At 61.2% G+C, this 23557-nt stretch carries 23 protein-coding genes and 1 pseudogene; 19 read left to right on the top strand and 5 right to left on the bottom strand.

Features of this window, described 5'->3' with window-relative positions; all coding sequences use genetic code 11:
- The first annotated feature begins 80 nt into the window (after nt 1-80).
- The 10 genes from glpD (at nt 81) to SJY36_RS06130 (ending at nt 11517) form a co-directional block, all read left to right on the top strand.
- A complete protein-coding gene (gene glpD, locus SJY36_RS06085) occupies nt 81-1694 on the top strand; it encodes a glycerol-3-phosphate dehydrogenase (protein WP_386173656.1) in 1614 nt (537 codons plus the stop codon).
- 13 nt (nt 1695-1707) lie between these two features.
- The gene (locus SJY36_RS06090; protein ID WP_074635682.1) at nt 1708-2796 is read left to right on the top strand and encodes an ABC transporter ATP-binding protein; all 1089 of its coding nucleotides are present in this window, start codon (nt 1708-1710) and stop codon (nt 2794-2796) included.
- A 15-nt stretch (nt 2797-2811) separates the two neighbouring features.
- The gene (locus tag SJY36_RS06095; RefSeq protein WP_064216008.1) at nt 2812-3891 is read left to right on the top strand and encodes an ABC transporter ATP-binding protein; all 1080 of its coding nucleotides are present in this window, start codon (nt 2812-2814) and stop codon (nt 3889-3891) included.
- A gap of 51 nt (nt 3892-3942) precedes the next feature.
- Nucleotides 3943-4815 carry a carbohydrate ABC transporter permease gene (locus tag SJY36_RS06100; RefSeq protein ID WP_037943909.1) on the top strand — a complete coding sequence of 291 codons (873 nt, stop codon included), beginning with the start codon at nt 3943-3945 and terminating at the stop codon, nt 4813-4815.
- Nucleotides 4815-5654: a carbohydrate ABC transporter permease gene (locus SJY36_RS06105; RefSeq protein WP_009826627.1), complete on the top strand. Its 840-nt coding sequence runs from the start codon at nt 4815-4817 to the stop codon at nt 5652-5654. Before SJY36_RS06100 ends, SJY36_RS06105 begins: the two co-directional genes overlap by 1 nt.
- A 24-nt stretch (nt 5655-5678) precedes the next feature.
- A complete protein-coding gene (locus tag SJY36_RS06110; protein ID WP_005852584.1) occupies nt 5679-5951 on the top strand; it encodes a DUF2160 domain-containing protein in 273 nt (90 codons plus the stop codon).
- Nucleotides 5952-6022: 71 nt separating this feature from the next.
- The gene (locus tag SJY36_RS06115; RefSeq protein ID WP_037943910.1) at nt 6023-7744 is read left to right on the top strand and encodes an ABC transporter substrate-binding protein; all 1722 of its coding nucleotides are present in this window, start codon (nt 6023-6025) and stop codon (nt 7742-7744) included.
- A gap of 153 nt (nt 7745-7897) precedes the next feature.
- Nucleotides 7898-9385, top strand: coding sequence for a glycerol kinase GlpK (gene glpK / locus SJY36_RS06120; RefSeq protein ID WP_386173660.1), 1488 nt, complete (start codon nt 7898-7900; stop codon nt 9383-9385).
- Nucleotides 9386-9395: 10 nt separating this feature from the next.
- Nucleotides 9396-10379 carry a class 1 fructose-bisphosphatase gene (locus SJY36_RS06125; RefSeq protein WP_009826630.1) on the top strand — a complete coding sequence of 328 codons (984 nt, stop codon included), beginning with the start codon at nt 9396-9398 and terminating at the stop codon, nt 10377-10379.
- Nucleotides 10380-10383: 4 nt separating this feature from the next.
- Entirely contained in the window at nt 10384-11517 is a 1134-nt protein-coding gene (locus SJY36_RS06130; RefSeq protein WP_386176462.1) for an iron-containing alcohol dehydrogenase, read from the top strand.
- A gap of 16 nt (nt 11518-11533) precedes the next feature.
- Here the strand turns inward: SJY36_RS06130 and SJY36_RS06135 are convergent.
- Both SJY36_RS06135 and dusA read right to left on the bottom strand, forming a co-directional pair.
- Nucleotides 11534-12356: pseudogene (locus SJY36_RS06135) on the bottom strand (sulfite exporter TauE/SafE family protein).
- 37 nt (nt 12357-12393) lie between these two features.
- Nucleotides 12394-13407, bottom strand: coding sequence for a tRNA dihydrouridine(20/20a) synthase DusA (gene dusA / locus SJY36_RS06140; RefSeq protein ID WP_009826633.1), 1014 nt, complete (start codon nt 13405-13407; stop codon nt 12394-12396).
- A 286-nt stretch (nt 13408-13693) separates the two neighbouring features.
- Between dusA and SJY36_RS06145 the strand changes: the two genes are divergently transcribed.
- A complete protein-coding gene (locus SJY36_RS06145; RefSeq protein WP_243251739.1) occupies nt 13694-13912 on the top strand; it encodes a hypothetical protein in 219 nt (72 codons plus the stop codon).
- Nucleotides 13913-13944: 32 nt separating this feature from the next.
- Here SJY36_RS06145 and SJY36_RS06150 read toward each other — a convergent pair whose 3' ends face one another.
- The 3 genes from SJY36_RS06150 to ccmI are packed head-to-tail and all read right to left on the bottom strand — an operon-like array spanning nt 13945 to nt 15930.
- Nucleotides 13945-14187 (bottom strand): DUF1289 domain-containing protein, encoded by a 243-nt coding sequence (locus SJY36_RS06150; protein WP_386173662.1) that lies wholly within the window; start codon nt 14185-14187, stop codon nt 13945-13947.
- Between the two features lie 34 nt (nt 14188-14221).
- Nucleotides 14222-14707 (bottom strand): Holliday junction resolvase RuvX, encoded by a 486-nt coding sequence (ruvX, locus tag SJY36_RS06155; RefSeq protein WP_037943920.1) that lies wholly within the window; start codon nt 14705-14707, stop codon nt 14222-14224.
- The gene (ccmI, locus tag SJY36_RS06160) at nt 14704-15930 is read right to left on the bottom strand and encodes a c-type cytochrome biogenesis protein CcmI (protein ID WP_386173664.1); all 1227 of its coding nucleotides are present in this window, start codon (nt 15928-15930) and stop codon (nt 14704-14706) included. Before ccmI ends, ruvX begins: the two co-directional genes overlap by 4 nt.
- A gap of 234 nt (nt 15931-16164) precedes the next feature.
- Here ccmI and SJY36_RS06165 point away from each other — a divergent pair, with 234 nt between their 5' ends.
- From SJY36_RS06165 to SJY36_RS06200, 8 genes are all read left to right on the top strand, one after another.
- Nucleotides 16165-17409 carry a sarcosine oxidase subunit beta family protein gene (locus SJY36_RS06165; protein ID WP_386173666.1) on the top strand — a complete coding sequence of 415 codons (1245 nt, stop codon included), beginning with the start codon at nt 16165-16167 and terminating at the stop codon, nt 17407-17409.
- Between the two features lie 97 nt (nt 17410-17506).
- Nucleotides 17507-17743, top strand: a complete 237-nt coding sequence (locus SJY36_RS06170) for a hypothetical protein (RefSeq protein ID WP_386173668.1) — start codon at nt 17507-17509, stop codon at nt 17741-17743.
- A 93-nt stretch (nt 17744-17836) separates the two neighbouring features.
- Nucleotides 17837-18166 carry a sarcosine oxidase subunit delta gene (locus SJY36_RS06175; protein WP_074635171.1) on the top strand — a complete coding sequence of 110 codons (330 nt, stop codon included), beginning with the start codon at nt 17837-17839 and terminating at the stop codon, nt 18164-18166.
- Between the two features lie 79 nt (nt 18167-18245).
- On the top strand, nt 18246-21263 hold the full coding sequence (locus tag SJY36_RS06180; RefSeq protein ID WP_386173670.1) for a sarcosine oxidase subunit alpha family protein: 3018 nt from the start codon (nt 18246-18248) through the stop codon (nt 21261-21263).
- Entirely contained in the window at nt 21256-21837 is a 582-nt protein-coding gene (locus tag SJY36_RS06185) for a sarcosine oxidase subunit gamma (protein ID WP_037962910.1), read from the top strand. Before SJY36_RS06180 ends, SJY36_RS06185 begins: the two co-directional genes overlap by 8 nt.
- A 195-nt stretch (nt 21838-22032) precedes the next feature.
- Complete coding sequence (locus SJY36_RS06190) at nt 22033-22632, top strand: superoxide dismutase (protein ID WP_005852611.1); 600 nt, start codon at nt 22033-22035, stop codon at nt 22630-22632.
- A gap of 123 nt (nt 22633-22755) precedes the next feature.
- A complete protein-coding gene (locus SJY36_RS06195; protein WP_386173672.1) occupies nt 22756-22995 on the top strand; it encodes a hypothetical protein in 240 nt (79 codons plus the stop codon).
- Entirely contained in the window at nt 22992-23447 is a 456-nt protein-coding gene (locus SJY36_RS06200) for a host attachment family protein (protein WP_037962902.1), read from the top strand. The genes SJY36_RS06195 and SJY36_RS06200 overlap by 4 nt, the downstream gene beginning before the upstream one ends.
- The last annotated feature ends 110 nt before the right edge of the window (nt 23448-23557 follow it).

Raw genomic sequence — 23557 nt, forward strand, 5'->3', positions numbered from 1 at the left:
AACGAAGGGGCTTGGTGTCTTTTGTCACGACGTCCCGCAAACCTAGCTGCGAGACGCGAAAATGATGCGGGGAGGCTTCATTGAGCCAGCTTGAAACAGAACACAGCGTCGATCTCTTTGTGATCGGCGGAGGGATCAACGGCTGCGGCATTGCACGCGACGCCGTGGGCCGTGGGTTTACCGTCGAGCTGGCAGAGATGAACGATCTGGCCTCGGCAACCTCCTCGGCCTCGACCAAGCTGTTTCACGGCGGGTTGCGTTATCTGGAATACTGGGAGGTCCGCCTTGTCCGTGAGGCGTTGATCGAACGCGAAACCCTGCTGAAAGCGATGCCGCATATCTCTTGGCCGATGCGCTTTGTGCTGCCTTATCATAAGGATATGCGGTTCGAGGGGGATACGCCCACCTCAAAGCTGCTGAACGTGTTCATGCCGTGGATGAAGGGGCGTCGCCCTGCGTGGCTGATCCGCTTGGGTTTGTTCATGTATGACAATCTGGGCGGGCGGCAGATCCTCAAGGGGACGACCGCGGTCGATCTGACGCAGGCCCCCGAGGGGGCACCGCTGCAGGACAAGTTCGAAAAGGCCTATGAGTATTCCGACTGCTGGATCGAAGACAGCCGTCTGGTGGTGCTGAACGCTCGCGACGCCCAAGCCCGTGGTGCGCGGATCAACACCCGCGCCAAAGTTGTTTCTGCCGAGCAGGTCGACGGCGTGTGGCAGGTGACGCTGGAACCGAAAGACGGCGGCCCCCAACGCGTGGTACAGGCCAAGATGCTGGTCAACGCCGGTGGCCCCTGGGTGGAAAACGTCATCCGCAACACTGTGCGCATCAATTCCTCGGAAGGGGTGCGGCTGGTGCGGGGCAGCCATATCGTGACGCCCAAGCTGTATGACCACGACAAATGCTACTTCTTCCAAGGCGAAGACGGGCGCATCATCTTTACCATTCCTTACGAGACAGATTTTACCTTGATCGGCACCACAGATGCCGACCACACGGATGTGTCCGAAAAGCCGGTCTGCACCCCCGAGGAGCAGGACTACCTCGTACGTTTTGCGTCCAAATACCTGAAAAAGCAGATCACCACCGACGATATCGTCTGGACCTACTCCGGTGTGCGCCCGCTGTATAACGACGGGGCGAGCTCTGCCACGGCGGCGACGCGAGACTATGTGCTGAAGGTCGACACATCCGCCGGTGCGCCGGTGCTGAACGTCTTTGGCGGCAAGATCACCACCTACCGCCGTTTGGCCGAAAGCGCGCTAGAGAAGATCCAGCCCTATTTCGCCAATGACGCCAAACCCTGGACGGCGGGTGTCGCCTTGCCTGGCGGCGATTTTCCGGTAGACGGCGTGGCGGCGTTGAAACAAGGGTTGCAGGACCGCTACGGCTTTTTGACCCAACGTTGGGCGGATCGTCTGGTCAAAGCCTATGGGCGCGAGGCATTTGATGTCTTGGGCGACGCGCAAACCGCGGCAGATCTGGGGCGTGATTTCGGCGCGACCCTGACCGAGCGTGAGGCCAAGTGGCTGATCGACAAGGAATTTGCCCGCACCGCTGACGACATCATCTGGCGCCGGTCCAAACTGGGCCTGCGGCTTGACGCGGATGAATTGAACACGTTGGAAGCATGGATGGTGGAAACCACCGCCACGCCCGCCGACAACACTACAGCCGCCACTGGCGCGTGAAGGGGAGAGGAACATGTCGCTCGTTTTGCAAGGCGTGTCCAAGGTCGTAAACGGCCAGACGCATATTCATCCGACAGATCTTGAGCTGCAGTCCGGCACCATGAACGTGCTGCTGGGGCCGACATCTGCGGGCAAGACCTCCCTGATGCGGTTGATGGCGGGGCTGGATGTGCCCAACACCGGCAAGGTGATCTGGAACGGCGAGGATGTCACCGGCATGCGCGTTCAGGATCGCGGTGTGGCGATGGTGTATCAGCAGTTCATCAACTACCCGTCGATGACCGTCTACAACAACATCGCCAGCCCCATGCGGTTGCTGGGCAAATCCAAGGACGAGATCGACAGCGCCGTGCGCAAGGCCGCCGATCTGATGCAGTTGACGCCGATGCTGGACCGCAAGCCGCTGGAACTGTCGGGCGGGCAACAGCAACGCTGCGCGCTTGCACGGGCTTTGGTCAAGGACGCGGGGCTGGTGTTGCTGGACGAGCCGCTGGCGAACCTCGACTACAAACTGCGCGAAGAGCTGCGGGCCGAGATCCCGAAAATCTTTGAAGAAGCAGGGTCTATCTTCGTCTATGCCACGACCGAACCGGAAGAGGCGCTTTTGCTGGGCGGGCACACCGCCACATTGTGGGAAGGGCGCATCACGCAGTTCGGCCTGACCCCCGTGGTCTACCGCCAGCCGGTTGATGCCACGACTGCGCGCGTCTTCTCTGACCCGCCGATGAACTTCCTCAACATCACCAAGGCCGGCGACACGCTGACCTTTGGCGACGGCAACACGGTCTCGACCTTCGGGAACTTCAAGACCGTGGCCGATGGCAGCTATGTTGCGGGCTTCCGCCCCAATCACCTTGAACTGTCCAAGCAGTCTGACGACGCGCTGGAGTTTGCGGGCAAGCTGAACGTGACCGAGATCACGGGGTCAGAAACCTTTATCCACCTTGATCACCACGGTGAAAACTGGGTCGGTCTGGTGCACGGGGTCAAAGACCTCAAGATCGGGGCTCCGCTGAACGTCTATCTTGACCCGACACATGTTTACATCTTTGCCGAAGACGGCACATCCGTGGCCCCCGCATCCTATGCGGCAGCGGCCTGAGGGAGGACCGGACCAATGGCAAAAATCACCCTTGATAACCTGGCGCATTCCTATTTGCCCAACCCCACCAGCGAAGATGATTTCGCGCTGAAAGAGCTGAACCACGATTGGGTGGACGGCGAGGCCTATGCGCTTTTGGGCGCGTCGGGCTGCGGGAAATCCACGTTGCTGAACATCATCTCGGGCCTGCTGCACCCCAGTCAGGGCCGCATCCTGTTCAACGACCGTGACGTGACCAACGACCCCACGACCAAGCGCAACATCGCGCAGGTTTTCCAGTTTCCGGTGGTCTATGATACGATGACCGTGCGCGACAATCTGGCGTTCCCGCTGCGCAACCGGGGGGCAGATGCGGCCTATGTCGCGCAGCGCGTGCAGCAGATCGCGGGGATGATCGGCATGGAAGACATGCTGAACCGCAAGGCGCGCGGGCTGACGGCGGATGCGAAACAGAAAATCTCGCTCGGGCGGGGGATGGTGCGCGAGGACGTGAACGCGCTGCTGTTCGACGAGCCGCTGACCGTGATCGACCCCCATATGAAGTGGGAGCTCCGCACGCAGCTAAAGTCGCTGCACCATGAATTCGGTCACACGATGATCTATGTGACCCATGACCAGACAGAGGCGCTGACCTTTGCGGATAAGGTTGTCGTCATGTATGACGGCCGCGTTGTGCAGATGGGCACCCCGCAAGAGCTGTTCGAGACACCGCAGCACACCTTCGTGGGCTATTTCATCGGCTCGCCCGGTATGAATGTGCTCGACGCGACGGTGACCGGTGACAAGGCCGTCATTGGCGGCCACGAGATCGACTTGGGCCACGGCTTTGCGCCGCTGGACGGCAAGGTCGAACTGGGCGTGCGGCCTGAGTTCACACGGCTTGCCACGGGCGAGGCGGGGCTGCCCGTCACGATCAAGCGGATCGAGGACGTGGGCCGTCACAAGATCGTTCGTGCTGACTTTAATGGCAATGAAATCAACGTGATAGCCGAAGAAGGTGCCGAGATTTCGCCGGATATGAACCGCATTGTTTTCGACCCTGCCGGGGTGAATGTCTATGCCAACAGCTGGCGCGTTGCGCCGCAGGGGGCCTAAGATGATCCAATCCGCCGCTTTCCCGCTGACCCTCGCTGAAAGGACCGCGTCATGAACAAGACCGTCAATCAAAAGGCCTGGTTCCTTGTGTTGCCCGTGCTGCTGCTGGTGGCTTTCTCTGCCGTGATCCCGCTGATGACCGTGGTGAACTATTCGGTGCAGGATACCTTCGGGAACAACCAGTTCTTCTGGGCTGGCCTCGACTGGTTCCGCGAGATGATAGAATCCGAGCGGATGTGGAACGCCTTGGGCCGTCAGATCGCCTTTTCGGTGATCATTCTGGCGATTGAAATCCCGTTGGGGATCTTCGTGGCGCTGAACATGCCCAAGAAAGGGTTCTGGGCCTCGCTGTGTCTGGTCCTGATGTCGCTGCCGCTACTGATCCCGTGGAACGTTGTGGGCACCATCTGGCAAATCTTTGGCCGCGTGGACATTGGCCTGTTGGGCTACACGCTGTCGGCCTTGGGCATCGACTATAACTACACCCAGGATTTCTATGCCGCATGGATCACTGTGATCGTGATGGATGTCTGGCACTGGACGTCACTGGTGGCGCTGCTGGCCTATGCCGGTCTACAATCCATCCCCGATGCTTACTATCAGGCGGCCAAGATCGACCAGGCGAGCCGCTGGAAAGTCTTCCGCTATATCGAGCTGCCCAAGATGATGGGCGTTCTGATGATCGCGATCCTGCTGCGGTTTATGGACAGCTTCATGATCTACACCGAACCGTTCGTCGTGACGGGCGGGGGGCCTGGTAACTCTACCACCTTCCTGTCGATCGATCTGGTCAAGATGGCGCTCGGACAGTTTGACCTTGGTCCTGCGGCGGCGTTCTCGATCATGTATTATCTGGTGATCCTGCTGATCTCCTATGTGTTCTACACCGTGATGACGAACCTTGACAAAAGGGATGGCCACTGATGTCCGATCTTGCACAAAAAAGAGGGTTTGCCCTGCCCAAGATCAAGGGCAATGCGATTGTCATGGCGCTCTATCTGCTGTTCTTGCTGCTGCCGATCTACTGGCTGCTGAACATGAGCCTCAAGACCAACACAGAGATCCTCAACAGCTTTACCCTGTGGCCGCGTGATCTGACCTTCGACAACTATATGACGATCCTGACGGATGCGTCATGGTACACGGGCTATCTGAACTCGATGGCTTATGTGGTGATGAATATGGTGATCTCGCTCGCGGTGGCGCTGCCGGCGGCCTATGCCTTCTCGCGCTACAGCTTCATGGGCGACAAGCACCTGTTCTTCTGGTTGCTGACCAACCGGATGGCCCCGCCCGCGGTTTTCGCGCTGCCGTTCTTCCAGCTTTATAGCTCCGTCGGGTTGTTCGACACGCATATTGCTGTGGCGCTGGCACATTGTCTGTTCAACGTGCCGCTGGCGGTGTGGATCCTCGAAGGGTTCATGCGCGGCGTCCCGAAAGAGATCGACGAGACGGCCTATATCGACGGCTACAGCTTCCCGCGCTTCTTCATCCGCATCTTCACGCCGCTGGTCGCCTCGGGGATCGGGGTCACGGCCTTCTTCCTGTTCATGTTCAGCTGGGTTGAGCTGTTGCTGAGCCGGACATTGACCAGCGTTGACGCCAAGCCGATTGCCGCCACCATGACCCGTACTGTCGGCGCCGCCGGGATCGACTGGGGCGTGCTGGCCGCGGCAGGGGTGCTGACCATCGTGCCCGGTGCCCTGGTGATCTATTTCGTGCGCAACTACATCGCCAAAGGCTTTGCCTTGGGCCGCGTTTAACAAAGAAAGACCGGAGGAAACACTATGGACTGGATGGCTTGGACTTGGCCCACCGCCGCTTTCTTTGGGATCATCGCGGTGACGCTGATCACCTTTACGATCCTTGCAATCAAATTCCCCGAAGTGCCGCGCGCCGGTATACTGGGGATGGAAACGACGCGCGGTGACCGGTTGTTCATCACGCTTCTGGGCTCGGCCTTTATCAATCTGGCTTGGCTCGGGCTGCTCAGTGCGCCCCAATGGGGGGCATTGGTCGTCTGCCTTTTCTATGCCATCGCGGTTTTCCGCTGGGTCTAGGACAGGAAAATAAGGGGGGCCGGCCTGCAAGAACCGGACCTCTCAAATGTTCAATTCTAGGGAGGAACATCATGAACTTGCGCTTAAAGGGAACGACTGCGATCGGGCTTGCGGCTTGCATGTTTGCCGCACCTGCGTTCGCCGACATGGAGGCCGCAAAGGCTTTCCTTGATAAGGAAATCGGCGATCTCTCCGCGCTGTCGCGGGAAGACCAGGAAGCCGAACTGCAGTTCTTTATCGACGCTGCAAAACCGTTTGAAGGCATGTCGATCAACGTCGTGTCCGAGACAATCGGCACGCACACCTACGAATCCACCGTTCTGGCCCCCGCTTTCGAAGCGATCACCGGCATCAAGGTCACCCATGACCTGATCGGCGAAGGGGACGTTGTCGAAAAGCTGCAGACGCAAATGCAGTCGGGCGAGAACATCTATGACGCCTATATCAACGATTCCGACCTGATCGGGACGCACTGGCGCTATCAGCAAGCCCGCAACCTGTCCGACTGGATGGAAGGCGAAGGCAAGGCCGTGACCAACCCCGGTCTTGACCTTGAAGACTTCATCGGCCTGTCGTTCACGACCGGCCCCGATGGCAAGATCTACCAGCTGCCCGACCAGCAGTTCGCGAACCTGTATTGGTTCCGCTACGATTGGTTCAACGACGAACAGAACAAGGCTGATTTCAAAGAGAAATATGGCTACGATCTGGGTGTTCCGGTCAACTGGTCCGCATATGAGGACATCGCCGAATTCTTCACCGGTCGCGACCTGTCGCGTCTTGGCGTCGAAGGCGAAGTCTTTGGCAACATGGACTACGGCAAGAAAGACCCGTCGCTTGGCTGGCGCTACACCGATGCGTGGCTGTCGATGGCCGGTGCCGGTGACGTGGGCGAGCCAAACGGTCTGCCCGTCGACGAATGGGGTATCCGCGTCAACGAAAACTCGCAGCCTGTGGGGTCTTGCGTTGCGCGTGGCGGTGCCACAAACGGGCCAGCAGCGGTCTATGCTGTGACCAAAGCGATCGAATGGCTGCAGAAGTATTCGCCTCCGGCGGCTGCGGGCATGACCTTCTCTGAGGCGGGCCCAATTCCGGCGCAGGGCAACGTGGCCCAGCAGATGTTCTGGTACACCGCCTTTACCGCCGCGTCGGTAGAGCCTGACCTGCCCGTGATGAACGAAGATGGCACGCCCAAGTGGCGCATGGCACCTTCGCCCCACGGTGCATATTGGACCGAAGGCACCAAGATCGGGTATCAGGATGCCGGGTCGTGGACGCTGATGAAATCCACGCCGGTGGACCGTGCACAGGCCGCATGGCTCTATGCGCAGTTCGTCACCTCCAAGACTGTGGACGTCAAGAAAAGCCACGTTGGCCTGACCTTCATCCGTGAATCGTCGATCCAGCACGAAAGCTTTACAGAGCGTGCACCGAAACTGGGTGGTCTGGTTGAATTCTACCGTTCGCCCGCGCGCGTTCAGTGGTCCCCAACTGGTACCAATGTGCCTGACTATCCAAAGCTGGCGCAGCTGTGGTGGCAGAACATCGGCGACGCCATGTCCGGTGCGAAGACCCCTCAGGAAGCGCTTGATGCCCTGTGCGCCGATCAGGAAAAAGTCCTGATCCGTCTGGAGCGTGCCGGCGTTCAAGGGGACATTGGCCCCAAGATGAACGAAGAGCGTGACCCAGAGTACTGGCTGTCCCAGCCCGGTTCGCCCAAAGCGAAACTGGAAAGCGAAGACGAAGAGCCACAGACCATCGCCTATGATGAGCTGATCAAATCCTGGCAGTAAGCCACTCTTTCCGGGGCCGGTTCGCTGGCCCCGGAATCTTTGATTTTCCTACAACGCCGACATCCGCCATTGCCCTGACATCTGGTCGGGCCTGCCGACCCTTGCTAGGATACGGCACCATCTGACGGTTGCTACACTTCCAAAGGGACGCGCATGACGTATATCCTTGCCATTGACCAAGGCACCACCTCCACACGGGCCATCGTTTACGATGAAACGATGACGTCGATTGCCAGCGCCCAGGAAGAATTCCCCCAGCATTTCCCCCAGTCCGGCTGGGTTGAACATGATCCCGATGATCTGTGGCGCACCACGCAGGCGACCTGCCGCGGGGCGATCGACAAGGCAGGGATCACGGCGGGCGATATCGCCGCCATTGGCATCACCAACCAGCGCGAGACCGTTGTGGTCTGGGACAAGGAAACCGGCCGCCCGATCTATAACGCCATCGTCTGGCAGGACCGCCGCACCGCCAGCCAGTGCCGCACCCTGCGCGACGCGGGCCACGAAGAGATGTTCACCGACCGCACCGGCCTGTTGCTGGACCCGTATTTCTCAGGCACAAAGCTGGCGTGGATATTGGACAACGTCGAAGGTGCGCGCGACCGTGCCGCCAAGGGCGAGCTGCTGTTCGGCACTGTCGATTGCTTTTTGATCTGGAAGCTGACCGGCGGAGCCTCCCATGCGACGGATGCCACCAACGCCGCGCGCACCATGCTGTATGACATCCGCAAAGGCCGATGGAGCCGTTCGATCTGTGACCTGCTCGACATCCCGATGGAGATGTTGCCAGAGGTCAAGAATTGCGCCGATGATTTCGGCAGCACCGATCCCGATGTTCTGGGCGCTGCCGTGCCGATCCACGGGGTCGCGGGCGACCAGCAGGCGGCCACGGTGGGGCAGGCGTGTTTCGAGCCGGGGATGCTGAAATCCACCTACGGCACGGGCTGTTTCGCGCTGATGAACACGGGCGACACGCCGGTACGGTCGGAAAACCGGCTGCTCACCACCATTGCCTATCAGTTCGATGGCAAGCCGACCTACGCGCTCGAAGGATCGATCTTTGTCGCGGGGGCCGTGGTGCAATGGCTGCGCGACGGGTTGCAGATCATTCAGGATTCGGCCGAGACGCAAGGGCTGGCCGAACAGGCGGACCCGCATCAGAACGTGGTGCTTGTCCCTGCCTTTGTCGGGCTGGGTGCGCCCTATTGGAACCCCGATTGTCGCGGCGCGGTGTTCGGGTTGACCCGTGGCACGGGGCCCGCCGAAATGGCCCGCGCGGCGCTGGAAAGCGTCGGCTACCAGACACGCGACCTGCTTGAAGCGATGTCCGCCGACTGGAAAGCCGATGGCGTGCAGCCCACCTTGCGCGTCGATGGTGGCATGTCTGCCAGCGACTGGACCATGCAATTCCTGTCCGACATTATTGCCGCACCCGTTGACCGGCCCACCGTGCATGAAACCACCGCCCTCGGGGTCGCGTGGCTTGCGGGGATGCACGCGGGCGTTTATCCTGATCATGAACAGTTCGCGAAATCGTGGACACAGGAAACCCAATTCACGCCGAAAATGGACGATGACCAGCGCGACGCGAAATATGCGCTCTGGAAAAAGGCCGTTGACGCGACCCTGAATTTTTAAGGAACTCCCCATGACAGCCCCAACGCTTCGCCGGTATCTGACCCAAAACAGCTTTGACCCCGATCTGGTGTTTCTGCTGGAAGACATCGCATCGGCGTCGCGACTGATCGCCGGTCTCGTGCGTCGCGGTGCCTTCGAGGGCAACCTTGGTGCCGCCGGAGAGATCAACGTGCAGGGCGAAGCGCAAAAGACGCTCGATATCATGGCCAATGACGTGTTCGAGCGTGAGTGTGCCAACAGCCCGCGTGTCGCAGCACTTGTGTCAGAAGAGGTGGAAGAGGTTACTTGGCTGAAAGAGCCGCAAAAGGGCGACTACCTGCTGTATTTCGATCCGCTGGACGGGTCGTCGAACCTTGATGTGAACCTGTCGGTGGGGTCGATCTTCTCGGTCATGCAGGTGCAGGCCGATGGTGACCGCAACGTGCTACACAACGGGCGCAACCAGATTTGCGCGGGCTATGCGATCTACGGTCCCTCGACCATGTTTGTGGTGACCAAGGGCGACGAGGTTGCAGGCTTCAGCAGCGATCCCGACACCGGCGAATTCAGCCTGACGCACCCCAAGATGACTGTGCCCGCCGAGACGTCGGAATATGCGATCAATACCTCGCGCGCACGCTATTGGTATGCGCCCGTCAGCCGCTATGTGGACGAGGCTGTCGCCGGCAAGGAAGGCCCCCGTGGCCGGTCGTTCAACATGCGCTGGACCGCGTCCATGGTCGCGGATGTGCACCGTATCCTCACGCGTGGCGGCGTCTTTCTGTACCCCGCCGACAGCAACAACCAGAAAACCGGCGGCAAGCTGCGTCTGATGTACGAGGCGAACCCGATGGCGATGGTAATCGAAGCGGCAGGCGGTGCTGCATCGACAGGGCAGGGCGCGATTATGGATGTCGCCCCCACGGCACCGCACCAGCGTGTCCCGGTGATCCTTGGCTCGCGCGACGAGGTTGCCGTGCTTGACAGCTACCACAAAGACGCCGCTGACAGCTAAGCCGATGTTCTCGTTCTTCTCTCCGCAAGCGCTGCATTTCGGACGTGGACAGGCCGCGCAGACGGCCACGCTGGCCGCTGGGTTTGGGACGCGTGTGCTGATCGTGCACGGCTCCAATGCAGCGCGCGCGGCTTGGGTGGTCGAGGATTGCCGCGCGGCGGGTCTGTCGGTCACCACACAAATCTGCGGGGCCGAGCCGAGCCTGCCTGCGTTGGAAGCCGCACTCGCCGGTGTGTCAGCAGATCGGCCGGATGTGGTTGTAGCACTTGGCGGCGGATCGGTGATCGACTTTGCCAAGGCGCTCGCGGCGCTGATCCCCTGCGCGGGGGCACCGCTGGACTACCTCGAAGGGGTGGGGGGCGGTAAACCGCTCGATACATCCCCTTTGCCGATGATCGCGCTGCCGACCACGGCGGGCACGGGGGCAGAGGTCACCAAGAACGCAGTGATTGCCGTGCCGGAACATGGGGTCAAGGTCAGCCTGCGCGATGCGCGGATGATTCCCGATATCGCCATCGTGGATGCCGGGCTGATGCAGGGCGCACCGCGCCGCGTCACCCTTGCGGCGGGGCTGGATGCGGTCACGCAGGTGATCGAACCTTATCTGTCCATCAAAGCGACGCCGATGACGGATGCGCTGTGTCAGGCGGCGATCCCCAAGGGGCTGGCCGCCCTGCGCGCCGTGGTTGAACAAGACGCAGCGGAAGCCTGGGACGACATGGCTTGGGTCAGCACCTGCGGTGGCTTGGCCTTGGCGAATGCGGGGCTGGGGGCGGTGCATGGTTTTGCCGGTGTGCTCGGCGGCCAGACCGGTGCCCCCCACGGAGAGATTTGCGGCGCGCTTCTGCCCGCGGTGTTGGCGTCTCACTTCGACAAGGCAGAGGCCGGCACGCAGGTTCACACGCGGTTGATGTGGGTGCTTGGGCTGATCGACAGCGCCTTCGGCGTCGAAAACGGGGCCGGGATCACCGCCCTGCGCGATTGGTCCCGTCAGATGGGGCTGCGGTCATTGACCGAGATGGGGTTGAACCCCGAGGATCACGCAGAGGTGGCGCGCTTGTCCGCCGGTGCATCCTCGATGAAGGGCACGCCCTTCGCGCTGACGCAGGACGAACTGATCGCCATCCTGCGCGCCTGACGCCTGTCGGGGCGGATTACAGCCCCAGCGATTTGCGCAGCATGTTCAGCGCCACGAGGATCAGGAAGACCGCGAACACCCGTTTCAACGGTTTCGGGTCCATCGCATGGGCCAGTCTAACCCCCAGCGGCGCGGTGATCAGCGTCATGGCGATGACAATGGCAAAGGTGGGCAGGTTCACCGCCCCCACCGTCAGGGGCGGGCTGTTGGGCGTGGCATCCACCAGCAGGAACCCGATGACAGAAGGGCACGGCGATCAGCACGCCAAACCCCGCAGCCGTCGCCACGGCACGGTGGATCGGCACGTTGAACAGGCTCATCAGCGGCACGCCGAAACTGCCGCCGCCGATCCCCATCAGCACCGACAGAAACCCGACAGAGGGTGACAGCGCCGCGCGCGCGGCCCCACGGGGCATCGCCTGTCCCAAACGCCAATGCGCCCGCCCAAAGGCCATGTATAGTCCGACGACCAGCGCCAGCCCGCCAAAGATGCCCTGCAAGACGCTCGTGCGCAGCTGTGCCACCACCAGCATCCCGATGATGGCCCCGATCACGATCCCCGGTGCCCATGTCTTGAGGATCGCCCAATCGACCGCGCCCTTTTTATTGTGGCTGTGCACCGACCGCAGCGAGGTTACGATGATCGTCGCCAGCGAGGTCGCCAGGCACATCTGCATGAGCTGCGGGCTGTCATAGCCAAGTGCTTGGAACGCATAGAAAAACGCGGGCACCAAGACGATGCCGCCACCGACACCCAGCAGCCCCGCCAGCACACCGGCAAAGGCACCGATGGCCATGATCATAAGGACAATCTGCAGAAGGAGGGTGGGGTCTTGCATGGGGGCGATCCTGAATGTCGAGTGGTTGCCCCTGTTGCTATACCGCTTCTTGCGCCTCGGCCAGTGTTTGCATAGCGTCCAGCGCCTCTAGCAGCACCTGACGGTCGGCACCGGGGCGGGAGGCTTGCTCGGACAGGGTGCGCCGCCAGACCCGTGCGCCGGTGCGACCGGCAAAGAGCCCCATCATATGGCGGGTGATCTGGTTCAGCTTGCCGCCGCCGTCGATATGCGCGTCGATATAGGGCAGCATCTGCGCCACGACATCCTCGGGTGTGGTGTCTGCGCCGGTGCCGTAAATGCGGCGATCCGCCTGCGCCAGAATATCGGTCGGGTTATGATAGGCGCTGCGCCCGATCATCACGCCATCCAAACCGGCGTCCAGAAACGCCTCTGCCTGATCAAGCGAGGTGATACCCCCGTTGATCGAAATATGCAGGTTCGGGAACAGCCCCTTCATCCGGTGCACCAGCTCGTAGTCCAAGGGGGGAATGTCGCGGTTTTCCTTGGGGCTGAGCCCTTGCAGCCAAGCCTTGCGCGCGTGGATTGTCACCCGTTCACAACCCGCGCCGACGATCTGCGCCAGAAACTCGGGCAGCACCTCGGCGGGGTTCTGGTCATCCACGCCGATCCGGCATTTGACGGTCACGTCCACATCCACCGCGCGGCGCATCGCCGCGACGGATTTCGCCACCAGCGCCGGTTGCTCCATCAGCACCGCGCCAAAACAGCCCGATTGCACGCGATCCGACGGGCAGCCGACGTTCAGGTTGATCTCGTCATACCCCGCCTGCGCCCCGATCCGCGCCGCCTCGGCCAGCTCGTCCGGGTCAGACCCGCCAAGCTGCAAGGCCACGGGATGCTCCGAGGTATCGTGATCCAGCAAATGCAACGCGCCGCCGCGTACCAAGGCAGGCGAGGTCACCATTTCGGTATAAAGCAACGTCTGCTTTGAAAACAGCCGGTGCATGTAGCGACAATGCCGGTCGGTCCAGTCCATCATAGGGGCGACCGAAAGCCGTGCGGCGCGGGTGAGATCGGATCTATGTCCCATGATGGTCTAAGCCTTATCGTCTATCGAGCTGGAAATATGGGGGTTCGGGAGGGTCAATGCTATAGCGGGGCGGGCATGGCAAGGGGCAGGGGGCCGATATCACGCGCCCGTTGTTTGCCTAAATCCGCGGCATTGGGCCGGAATGTGCAGGGCCTGATACGTTTATTACCCTGATTTTGCCCAAATACTGCCATATCTTAACACTTATATCACACTGTCGGAGCCAAACTACCGACAGGCGACCGAGAATCGAATCGACCGGCGCACAAATTGAACGACCCGAGAGATGGCAGAGATGGACATGACAGATACAGCGCAAGACCCGCAGACCAATATCCTTCGCTTCGTGCCCGCAGCGGCGACCTGGCAATGCGTGACCGTGGCGCAGCATTTTGGGGCGACCCCCGTGGTGCCAGCGGCGAATGACAATTACGCCCCGCAAGATCACGAAGGGGCCCAGACCAGCAGCGAAATGCTTGATTTTCTGTACCGCGTGGCCCGCTAAATCCTCTTCAACGGTCCAGACGGTTCGCCAGATCAGCCGGTGCTGTCACGCTTGAGCCGCGCAGAACGGCCCCCCCGCCGCTTCGTCAACGCACCCGCTCGCGATGGTAGCGCTGCCATGATGCTGCGACGCTCTTCGGGCGTCATACGCGACCACGCGCCGATCTCGTCAATGGATCGGTAACAGCCTGTGCACAGGCGCGTCTCGGGGTGCACCACGCAAAGTTTCACGCAGGGGCTTTCGACTTCGTTCCGCTTCCAGATCTCGTCACTCATCGCTTTATCCTCGCGCTGTCGCGCTTATGTGGCCTCAGGCCGACGCGCCCTGCGCCTTGATCACACGCAAACGGTCCAGCACCCCTTGCAGAATATAGCCCGCGGCCACGTGGTCGATCACCTCGGCGCGGCGGCGACGCGATGTATCGGCCTCCAGCAGCGCACGTTCCGCGGCGACCGTGCTCAGCCGTTCGTCCCAGAACCCGATGGGAATATCTCCCAGCCGGTCAAAGTTCCGCGCAAAGGCCCGTGTCGACTGACAGCGCGCCCCTTCCGATCCGTCCATATTGCGCGGCAGGCCCAGCACCACCCCGCCGATCCCGCGGGCGGCAATGATCTCTGACAGGCGGGCGGCATCAACCCCGAATTTCTTGCGGCGCACGGTTTCCAGCGGAGTGGCGATCGACAGAAAACTGTCGCTGACCGCAACGCCGATGGTCTTTTCTCCAAGGTCCAACCCGATCAACGCCTGCATCGGGGGCAGGGCGGCGGCAAAATCTGATATGTCGTCATAGATCATTCGGTTACCCCGGCGCGTTCGCCCGCGCGTTGAATATCATCCATCGCGGCGGGGTCATCGGCAAAGACCTCTACCGCATTCTCGTAAATAGCCCGCGCCCTTGCCGTTTCCCCAAGAACGCCAAGCGATGTGATCAACCGCGCCCAATCCTCGACCGGCCCGCCCTGGCTGGCAAGCCGCGACGACAGGCTTTCGACCATGCCGCCGATCATCTCCATCCGTTCGGCAGGGGTCATATCCTGCGCCGCGTCGATATCTTCGGCCGAGGGGCCGCGCAGCGCGCCGCTGCCAATCTCGGGCACGGTATAGTCCACACCGGCCATCGTGGCGATAGGGGTGATCTGCGCCAGGATAGGCGCGATCCACGGGGCATCTTCGGGGCCGCGGCGCAGCAACCCGTCCCACATGCGGAACGCCAGATCAGGGCGCCCGGTTTGCACCAGCATCAGCCCCCAATAATACCGCGCCGTGCCGTTTTCGACATCACGGGTCAGCACCGCGCGCAACACCGCCTCGGCTTCGGGCGAGACATAGCCCCCCGCCGCCATCACCAGCAGCTCCGCATAGCCCGACACGTCGTCAATCGAGGCCTCCGCCCCCTTGAGGCGCACAACCTTGCCCTGCGCGGCGGCTGCGGCGGCATAGTTGCCAACGCGCGCCTCGTTCTGGGCCAGCAGGACATGGCCCTGCACATCATCGGGCCGCGCGGCAACCGTTTCGCGCAGGCGGGTCAGCAGCGCTTCATATTCGGGGCTGAGCTCGGGCGGCAAATCGGCGTCGGGCAGCTCTGCCTCGGCGGTGGCCTGATCGGGTCGGTTCCGGCGCATGTCTTCGGCCCGCGCGATACGGTCCTGCAACGCCAGATCCCCATAGCCCGGCGCACCCAACTGCCAGTAGAGCCCAAGGCTGCCGCCCAGCAAGACCAGCGCGATCACCGCGATGACGATAGGCGACGGCGTGCCACTTGCGGCGGGCGTATTTTGTCCGGCAGCATCCGCGGCCAGAATACGGCGCGAGATTTCGGTGCGCACGCGGATGGCGTCGGCTTCGGGCAACACCCCGCGCGCGACATCGCGTTCAACCTCGGCCAGCTGGTCGCGATAAACCTGCACGTCATGGGCGGCACCGGTTTCGGAAGGCGCGCTGGCCCCACGGGTCAGGGCACGCGCCAGCAACACGGTCACAAGGGCGGCTCCGGCGGCGGCGATGATCCAGAAACTCATAAAGATGCGGTCCAGTAATTATAGGTGCTGCACACCTAACCGCTGCGGCGACGTGACAAAAGAGGCCATATTGCTGCACCTTGTCGCGGCGGCGGCTAGGTTTTTGCCAGATTGCGGCGGATGTCGTAAAACTGTTAAGGAATGCCGCGCCGGGTATCCTCTTTTTCGCCCGAAGACCCAGAAAGAAGCCAAGCCTACGCCACGGCGTACGAATCTTTGCCGGAGACCGCTTTCATGAAGAAATACTCAGCCTTTGCCGTCGCCCGCGAAGCCCTGCGCCATCATATCGGCTGGCAGCGGGCCTGGCGCGATGCACAGCCGAAGAAACGCTATGACGTGATCATCGTCGGGGCCGGGGGGCATGGTCTGGCGACGGCCTATTACCTGGGTAAAAACTTCGGCATCACCAATGTCGCCATTCTGGAGAAAGGCTGGCTCGGGGGCGGCAACACGGGCCGCAACACCACGATCATCCGGTCCAACTACCTGCAAGACCCCTCCGCCGCGATCTATGAAAAGGCGCGCTCGCTCTACGAGACCATGAGCCAGGATCTGAACTATAACGTGATGTTCAGCCCGCGCGGCGTGATCATGCTGGCGCAGACCCATCACGAAGTGCGCGGCTACCAGCGCACGGCCCATGCCAACGCGCTGCAGGGGGTGCAGACCGAATTCATCGGGCCCGAAAAGGTCAAGGAACTGGTGCCGATCATCAATATTGACGGGCCACGTTATCCGGTTCTGGGCGGGCTCTGGCAGCGCCGTGGCGGCACGGCACGGCATGATGCGGTGGCCTGGGGCTATGCGCGGGCCTGTTCCGATATGGGCATGGACGTGATCCAGAAATGCGAGGTCACCGGCATCCGTCAGGAAAACGGCAAGGTGACGGGCGTGTCGACCAACCGTGGCGATATCGACTGTGACAAGCTGGGCATGGTGGTCGCCGGCCACTCTGGTCATCTGGCTGATATGGCGGGCTTCCGGCTCCCGATCGAATCCGTCGCCCTGCAAGCGCTGGTGTCAGAGCCGATCAAACCCTGCATGGATGTCGTGGTCATGGCCAATACGGTGCATGGCTACATGAGCCAATCCGACAAGGGTGAGATGGTGATCGGCGGCGGCACGGATGGCTATAACAACTACACCCAACGCGGCTCTTTCCACCATATCGAGGAAACGGTCCGCGCCTTGGTCGAGACCTTCCCGATGGTGTCCCGTCTCAAGATGTTGCGCCAATGGGGCGGTATTGTGGATGTGACGGGGGACCGCTCTCCGATCCTGTCTAAAACGCCGGTCGAGGGCGTGTTCGTCAACTGTGGCTGGGGCACCGGCGGGTTCAAGGCGATCCCCGGCTCGGGCTGGGCCATGGCCGAGCTGATGGCCAAGGGGCGGTCGCCGCTGACGGATGCTTTTGGCCTGAACCGGTTCCAGGAAGGGCGGTTCATCGACGAATCCGTGGCCGCCGGGGTGGCGCATTGATCGGCGCGCGGAAACCTGCCCGCCCAATGGGGCTGTGGAACTTTTTGCCTGTGAACGGGGTTTGCACTTCATATCAAGTTTATGAAGGACCATTCCCATGGCTACGCCTGACAACAACCAAGCGCCACACACCACCGTCAACAAAACCAGCGGCACCGGATCGGGGATCGTCATCGGCGTTCTCGTCGTTCTGGTCCTTGGCTTCGGCTTTTACTTCTTCGCCGGTGGCAACCCGATGGACAACTCTGGCGACATCAACGTCAATGTCGAAGGCGCGGCTGATGGTGCTGCCGATGCCGTTGAAGGCGCGGCCGAGGAAGCAACCGGCAACTAAGCCGCTTTCCACTCTATCCAATATGATCAAGGCTGGCCCTCGCGCGGGGGCTGGCCTTTTTGCGTTTCAACCGACCCTAGAAAGGAGCGCCCCATGCTGACCCTGACATGCCCCAACTGCGGCATCACCGCCGAGGAAACCGAATTCCACGCAGGCGGCGAGGCGCATCTGAAACGTTTTGGTCCGGGGTCCTCTGACAGCGACTTCGAAAAATACCTGTTCATGCGGGAAAACCCCAAGGGCGTGCATTTTGAACGCTGGCGGCATGTCTATGGCTGTGGCAAATGGTTCCACGCCGCGCGCGATACCATGACGCTCGAAGTCTTCGGCACCTATACCGCCCAGACCAGCACGGTCCCGCAAGAGATCATCGACAAGATACAGGACCGTCGCCCCGATTGGCAGGCCGCCGCCGCCCCATGACCGCTGCCGTTCTTCATTTTGCCAAGAAAACTCCCGCCGGAGGCGCCCGCGCTTTCGCCCCACACCAAGGTTTGACTTCATGAGCACCAGAATTGCCACAGGCGGCCGCCTGCTGAACAAATCAAATGCTGTCAGTTTTTCGTTCAACGGAAAGCAGCTGCGCGGCTTCGAGGGCGATACCCTGGCCTCGGCCTTGCTGGCGAATGACCAGATGCTGGTGGGGCGGTCGTTCAAATACCACCGTCCGCGCGGCATCGTGGCGGCGGGCCCGGAAGAACCCAACGCGCTGGTGAACCTCGGGCAGGGCGACCGGTTTGAACCCAACCAACGCGCCACGACCACCGATCTTTTCGACGGGCTCAAGGCGGAAAGCCAAAACCATTGGCCCAGCCTCGAATTCGACGTTGGCGCGATCAACAAACACCTGAGCCGCTTTCTGCCCGCGGGCTTCTACTACAAGATGTTCATCCACCCGCGCCCCTTCTGGAAGCATGTCTACGAGCCGATCATCCGCCACTCTGCCGGTCTGGGCAAAGCGCCCAAGGAGACCGATGGCGATACCTATGAGCATTTCCACGCCTTTTGCGATGTGCTGATCATCGGCGGCGGTGTCGCAGGGCTAGAGGCCGCGCGCACCGCGGCCCTGTCCGGTGCCAAGGTCATCGTGCTGGAACAGACCGCCCATTGGGGCGGCCGCGCGCCCGTGGATGGCGGCACGGTCGATGGCACACCTGTCGCCGATTTCATCGACGCGCTGGTGGCAGAGCTGTCGGGGATGGAAAACGTCACCCTGCGCACCCGTGTCATGGGGGCGGGAGTTTATGACCACGGCTACGTGCTGGGCTATGAACGGCTGACGGACCACGCGCCCGAGACTGCCGGACCGCGCCACCGGCTCTGGCGCATTCGCGCCGGTCATATCGTGACCGCCACCGGCGCGATTGAACGGCCTTTGTCCTTTGCTGGCAATGACATCCCCGGCGTGATGCTGGCCGCCTCTGTGCGGGATTATCTGGTGAACTATGGCGTGTCGGTCGGGGATCGCACGGTGGTGGTCACCAATAATGACGACGCCTACCGCACCGCCATCGCCTTGACCGAGGCCGGTCTGACCGTGCCCGCCATTCTGGATGCCCGTGTGCTGCCGCAGGATTCCGCGCTGATGACGCACGCTAAAGATCTGGGCATTCGCGTGATGATGGGTCATGCCGTGGCGCGGGTCACAGGCGGGAAACGCGTGACCGGCGTAGAGGTGTGCAGCCAAGCGGGCGAGGGTGCGGTGCTTGAAACCTTCCCCTGTGACGCCGTGGCCATGTCGGGCGGCTGGTCGCCGGTGGTGCATCTGTGGTCCCATTGCGGCGGCAAGCTGACCTGGGATACTGCGGGGGCCATGTTCCGCCCCGATGTGAACAATCCGCCGCTGGGGGCGGACGGGCATGGTTTTGTCACCGCTGCCGGTGCCGCGGGCGGGTTCTTTGCGCTGGATGATATCTTGCACGACGCCCATGCCGCCGCCGATGGGGTGGTCACGACACTGGGGTTCAAGCTGCCCGCCGATGCTGTCTCGCCGAATGCCGACCGGCAAGAGGAAGCGCCGCTCGCTTCCGTCTGGATGATGCCGCAAGGCGCAAATGTGAAGCTGCGCGAGAAGACGTGGCTGGATTATCAGAACGATGTCAAAGTGTCAGACGTGCGGCTCGCCGCGCAAGAAGGCTTTGTCAGCGTCGAACACGCCAAACGCTATACCACGCTCGGCATGGCAACGGATCAAGGGAAGCTCAGCAATATCAACGGGCTGGCAACGCTGGCGGGCGCGATGGATGCGGATATTCCCGCCGTTGGGACCACCACCTTCCGCCCGCCGTACCACCCGATTTCGATGGGCGCGATCGCGGGCGAGGCGCGTGGCGATGTCTTCCAGCCGATCCGCCGCACCCCGCTGCATGACTGGCACGACGCGAACGGTGCCGAATGGGAACCCGTCGGCCAATGGCGACGCCCCTATGCCTATCCGCGCAAGGGCGAAACCACCCATGACGCGGTGATGCGCGAGGTCACCAACACGCGCAGCAAACTGGGGATGCTGGATGCCTCCACCCTTGGCAAGATCATCGTCAAGGGACCGGACGCGGGGCGCTTCCTCGACATGCTTTACACCAATATGATGAGCACGCTGAAACCGGGTAAATGCCGCTATGGCCTGATGTGCTCGGAAAACGGGTTCCTGATCGACGATGGTGTCGTTGCGAGGATCGATGACGACACCTTCCTGTGCCATACAACGACGGGCGGCGCGGAAAGCATCCACCAGCATATGGAAGAATGGCTCCAGACCGAGTGGTGGGATTTCAACGTCTATGTCGCCAATGTCACCGAGCAATATGCGCAGATCGCCGTGGTCGGCCCCAATGCACGCAAATGTCTGGAAAAGCTGGGCGGCATGGATGTCAGCAAGGAAGCGCTGGCCTTTATGGAGTGGGCGGACGGCACGCTGGGGGGCTTCAAGTGCCGCGTTTACCGGATCTCTTTCTCGGGCGAGCTGAGCTACGAGATCGCGGTGGATGCAGGGCAAGGACAGGCCTTCTGGGATGCGCTGATGGTGGCGGGCAATGATCTGGGCGTGATGCCCTATGGCACGGAATGTCTGCACATCCTGCGCGCCGAAAAGGGCTTTATCATGATCGGGGACGAAACCGACGGCACTGTGATCCCGCAGGATCTGGGGCTGAACTGGGCGATCTCGAAAAAGAAAGACGACTACTTGGGCAAGCGCGCGCAGCAGCGGTCCCATATGGTGGACCCGACGCGTTGGAAACTGGTGGGGCTGGAAACAACCGACGGCAGCACCCTGCCGGACGGGGCCTATGCCGTGGGCGAGGGCGAGAACGAGAACGGCCAGCGCAATATGATCGGGCGTGTCACCTCGACCTATCATTCGCCGACCTTGGGTAAGGGGATCGCTATGGGGCTGGTCCTGAACGGGCCGGAGCGCATGGGCGAGGTGATCGACTTCCCCGGGACCGACGGCAAGACCTATCAGGCGAAAATCGTCGATCCGGTGTTCTATGACAAAGAAGGGGCCAAGCAAAATGTCTGAGGCGGTAAGCGCATTGAAAGCGGCGGAATTCACCGGCGGCATTGCCGAGGTGACCCTGATGGACCCGATTGGCATGATCTCTGTCCGCGGGGATCTGGGGGCGGGCTATATGAAGAAGGCGCTGAAAAAGGCCGTTGGCCTGGGCCTTCCCGATACCCGCAGTGTCCAGATCAACGGGGATCGCGGTGTCGCGTGGATGTCACCGGACGAGCTGTTGTTGCTTTGCCCCTACGATCAGGTCAGCGACACCATCGACATGCTGACCAAATGCTTTGGCAGCAATCACACGTTGGCGGTCAATGTATCCGATGCGCGGGCGGTGTTTCGCATCAGCGGGACGCACAGCCGCGATGTGCTGGCCAAGCTCGCCCCGGTGGATCTGTCGCCAGACAGTTTTACCCCCGGCATGATCCGCCGCACGCGGCTGGCGCAGGTGCCGGCGGCGTTCTGGATCGAGGACGGCGACAGCTTCCGTCTGGTCTGCTTCCGCTCGGTCGCGCAATATGTGTTTGATCTGCTCAAAACCGCGGCACAGGCCGGGTCCGCCCCCGAATATTATAGCACCGCGCGGTAAGCCGCTGGTCAGGGGCAGGGCGGCAGACTGGCGGGAACATTCGCCCCAGCCAGCCGTTTTACCCTTAAGCGGGTGACGATAGAAGCGCCCCGTCGGCTGTGCCGGTTTCCCCCTTGCGGGTCGATCAGCACTTGACCTTATGACGGGACGGGCTTCATGTGACCCAGACGCAATTCAATAACGGAGGCTTTTCTCATGGCTTTTACTCTTCCTGATCTTCCCTATGCCCACGATGCGCTTGCATCCAAAGGTATGTCCAAGGAAACGCTGGAATATCACCACGATAAGCACCACAACGCCTATGTCACCAACGGCAACAAAGCCATTGAAGGCACCGAGTGGGAAGGCAAGACCCTCGAGGAAATCATCAAGGGCACCTACAACCCTGATGCGGTTGCGCAAAGCGGTATCTTCAACAACATCAGCCAGCTGTGGAACCACAACCAGTTCTGGGAAATGATGTCCCCCGAAGACAGCAAAATGCCGTCCGAGCTGGAAAAAGCGATCACCGAAAGCTTTGGCTCCGTCGATAAGTTCAAGGATGAATTCAAAGCAGCCGGCGGCGGTCAGTTCGGCTCCGGTTGGGCATGGCTGGTCAAGGACACCGACGGTGGCCTGAAAGTGACCAAGACCGAAAACGGCGTGAACCCCGTCTGTTTCGGCCAGACCGCACTGCTGGGCTGCGACGTTTGGGAACACTCCTACTACATCGATTTCCGCAACGCGCGCCCCGACTACCTGTCGAACTTCCTCGACAATCTGGTCAACTGGGACAACGTCGCATCGCGCATGTAATCGCGATATGATGGGTTAAGGCATCGCGCCAACCTGTTGAAATATTTATGTGAAAGGCCCTGCAGCATTCCGCTGTGGGGCCTTTTCTTGTGGAACCGCGGGCGTGATTGGGGCGTTTTACCCATGAACCCACAAGATGAGAAGGAGACCACGATGGCAGAGCGTCACAGATCGCAGGACGGCGTCAAGGAAACCGACAAATACATCAGCGAAGCCGATGATGTTGACCATCAGGGCCGCTCGGGTGGCGGGCTGCAACGCGATGTCGGCACACAGGACGAACAGAAACAGGTGGTCGACAAACCCGGCGCTGACACCCGCGTCACTGGCGAAGACAAACGCAACCACGGAGAAGACGCATGACCAAGATTGAAAATGGCACTTGGGTGCTGATCGCAGACGGTGAAAAAGCGCTGTTCATGGTGAATGAAACCGACGGAGAGGATCCGTTCCTGCAGGTCTTCCGTGAGGAAGAGCAGGAAAACCCGCCCAACCGCGATCAGGCCGCCAATCGTCGTGGACGCTTCAACGATGGCCCGTCTGTGCACCGCTCGGCTGTGGACGACACCGACTGGCACCAGCTGTCCAAGGACCGCTTTGCCAGCGAACTGGCGGATATTCTGTACAAACAGGCGCATAAGGGCAAGTTCGACAAGATCATTCTGGTCGCACCGCCGAACACTCTGGGCGAGTTGCGTCACGAGATGCACAAAGAAGTCGCAGACAAAGTCGTGGGCGAAATCCCCAAGACGCTGACGAACCACCCCATCGAAGAGATCGAGAATATCGTGAAATCGACGCTTGAAACAGCGTGATGATGTGGCCGCATAGCAACAGTCGAACTCTGGCTATGCGGCCGGATCAATAGGTATTCGGGTTGCCGCAGGGCGGTGATTTGAAAGGGCATCCAGACGTGGGTGCCCTT

The organism is Sulfitobacter sp. R86518, assembly GCF_042466275.1.
In the GTDB taxonomy this organism is placed as follows: Bacteria; Pseudomonadota; Alphaproteobacteria; order Rhodobacterales; family Rhodobacteraceae; genus Sulfitobacter; species Sulfitobacter pontiacus.

What these genes read in the sequence shown, in the direction of transcription:
- SJY36_RS06090 (WP_074635682.1), top strand. Translation starts at nt 1,708, where the DNA reads ATGTCGCTCGTTTTGCAAGGCGTGTCCAAGGTCGTAAACGGCCAGACG.
- SJY36_RS06095 (WP_064216008.1), top strand. Translation starts at nt 2,812, where the DNA reads ATGGCAAAAATCACCCTTGATAACCTGGCGCATTCCTATTTGCCCAAC.
- SJY36_RS06100 (WP_037943909.1), top strand. Translation starts at nt 3,943, where the DNA reads ATGAACAAGACCGTCAATCAAAAGGCCTGGTTCCTTGTGTTGCCCGTG.
- SJY36_RS06105 (WP_009826627.1), top strand. Translation starts at nt 4,815, where the DNA reads ATGTCCGATCTTGCACAAAAAAGAGGGTTTGCCCTGCCCAAGATCAAG.
- SJY36_RS06110 (WP_005852584.1), top strand. Translation starts at nt 5,679, where the DNA reads ATGGACTGGATGGCTTGGACTTGGCCCACCGCCGCTTTCTTTGGGATC.
- SJY36_RS06115 (WP_037943910.1), top strand. Translation starts at nt 6,023, where the DNA reads ATGAACTTGCGCTTAAAGGGAACGACTGCGATCGGGCTTGCGGCTTGC.
- glpK (WP_386173660.1), top strand. Translation starts at nt 7,898, where the DNA reads ATGACGTATATCCTTGCCATTGACCAAGGCACCACCTCCACACGGGCC.
- SJY36_RS06125 (WP_009826630.1), top strand. Translation starts at nt 9,396, where the DNA reads ATGACAGCCCCAACGCTTCGCCGGTATCTGACCCAAAACAGCTTTGAC.
- SJY36_RS06130 (WP_386176462.1), top strand. Translation starts at nt 10,384, where the DNA reads ATGTTCTCGTTCTTCTCTCCGCAAGCGCTGCATTTCGGACGTGGACAG.
- dusA (WP_009826633.1), bottom strand. Translation starts at nt 13,407, where the DNA reads ATGGGACATAGATCCGATCTCACCCGCGCCGCACGGCTTTCGGTCGCC.
- SJY36_RS06145 (WP_243251739.1), top strand. Translation starts at nt 13,694, where the DNA reads ATGGCAGAGATGGACATGACAGATACAGCGCAAGACCCGCAGACCAAT.
- SJY36_RS06150 (WP_386173662.1), bottom strand. Translation starts at nt 14,187, where the DNA reads ATGAGTGACGAGATCTGGAAGCGGAACGAAGTCGAAAGCCCCTGCGTG.
- ruvX (WP_037943920.1), bottom strand. Translation starts at nt 14,707, where the DNA reads ATGATCTATGACGACATATCAGATTTTGCCGCCGCCCTGCCCCCGATG.
- ccmI (WP_386173664.1), bottom strand. Translation starts at nt 15,930, where the DNA reads ATGAGTTTCTGGATCATCGCCGCCGCCGGAGCCGCCCTTGTGACCGTG.
- SJY36_RS06165 (WP_386173666.1), top strand. Translation starts at nt 16,165, where the DNA reads ATGAAGAAATACTCAGCCTTTGCCGTCGCCCGCGAAGCCCTGCGCCAT.
- SJY36_RS06170 (WP_386173668.1), top strand. Translation starts at nt 17,507, where the DNA reads ATGGCTACGCCTGACAACAACCAAGCGCCACACACCACCGTCAACAAA.
- SJY36_RS06175 (WP_074635171.1), top strand. Translation starts at nt 17,837, where the DNA reads ATGCTGACCCTGACATGCCCCAACTGCGGCATCACCGCCGAGGAAACC.
- SJY36_RS06180 (WP_386173670.1), top strand. Translation starts at nt 18,246, where the DNA reads ATGAGCACCAGAATTGCCACAGGCGGCCGCCTGCTGAACAAATCAAAT.
- SJY36_RS06185 (WP_037962910.1), top strand. Translation starts at nt 21,256, where the DNA reads ATGTCTGAGGCGGTAAGCGCATTGAAAGCGGCGGAATTCACCGGCGGC.
- SJY36_RS06190 (WP_005852611.1), top strand. Translation starts at nt 22,033, where the DNA reads ATGGCTTTTACTCTTCCTGATCTTCCCTATGCCCACGATGCGCTTGCA.
- SJY36_RS06195 (WP_386173672.1), top strand. Translation starts at nt 22,756, where the DNA reads ATGAACCCACAAGATGAGAAGGAGACCACGATGGCAGAGCGTCACAGA.
- SJY36_RS06200 (WP_037962902.1), top strand. Translation starts at nt 22,992, where the DNA reads ATGACCAAGATTGAAAATGGCACTTGGGTGCTGATCGCAGACGGTGAA.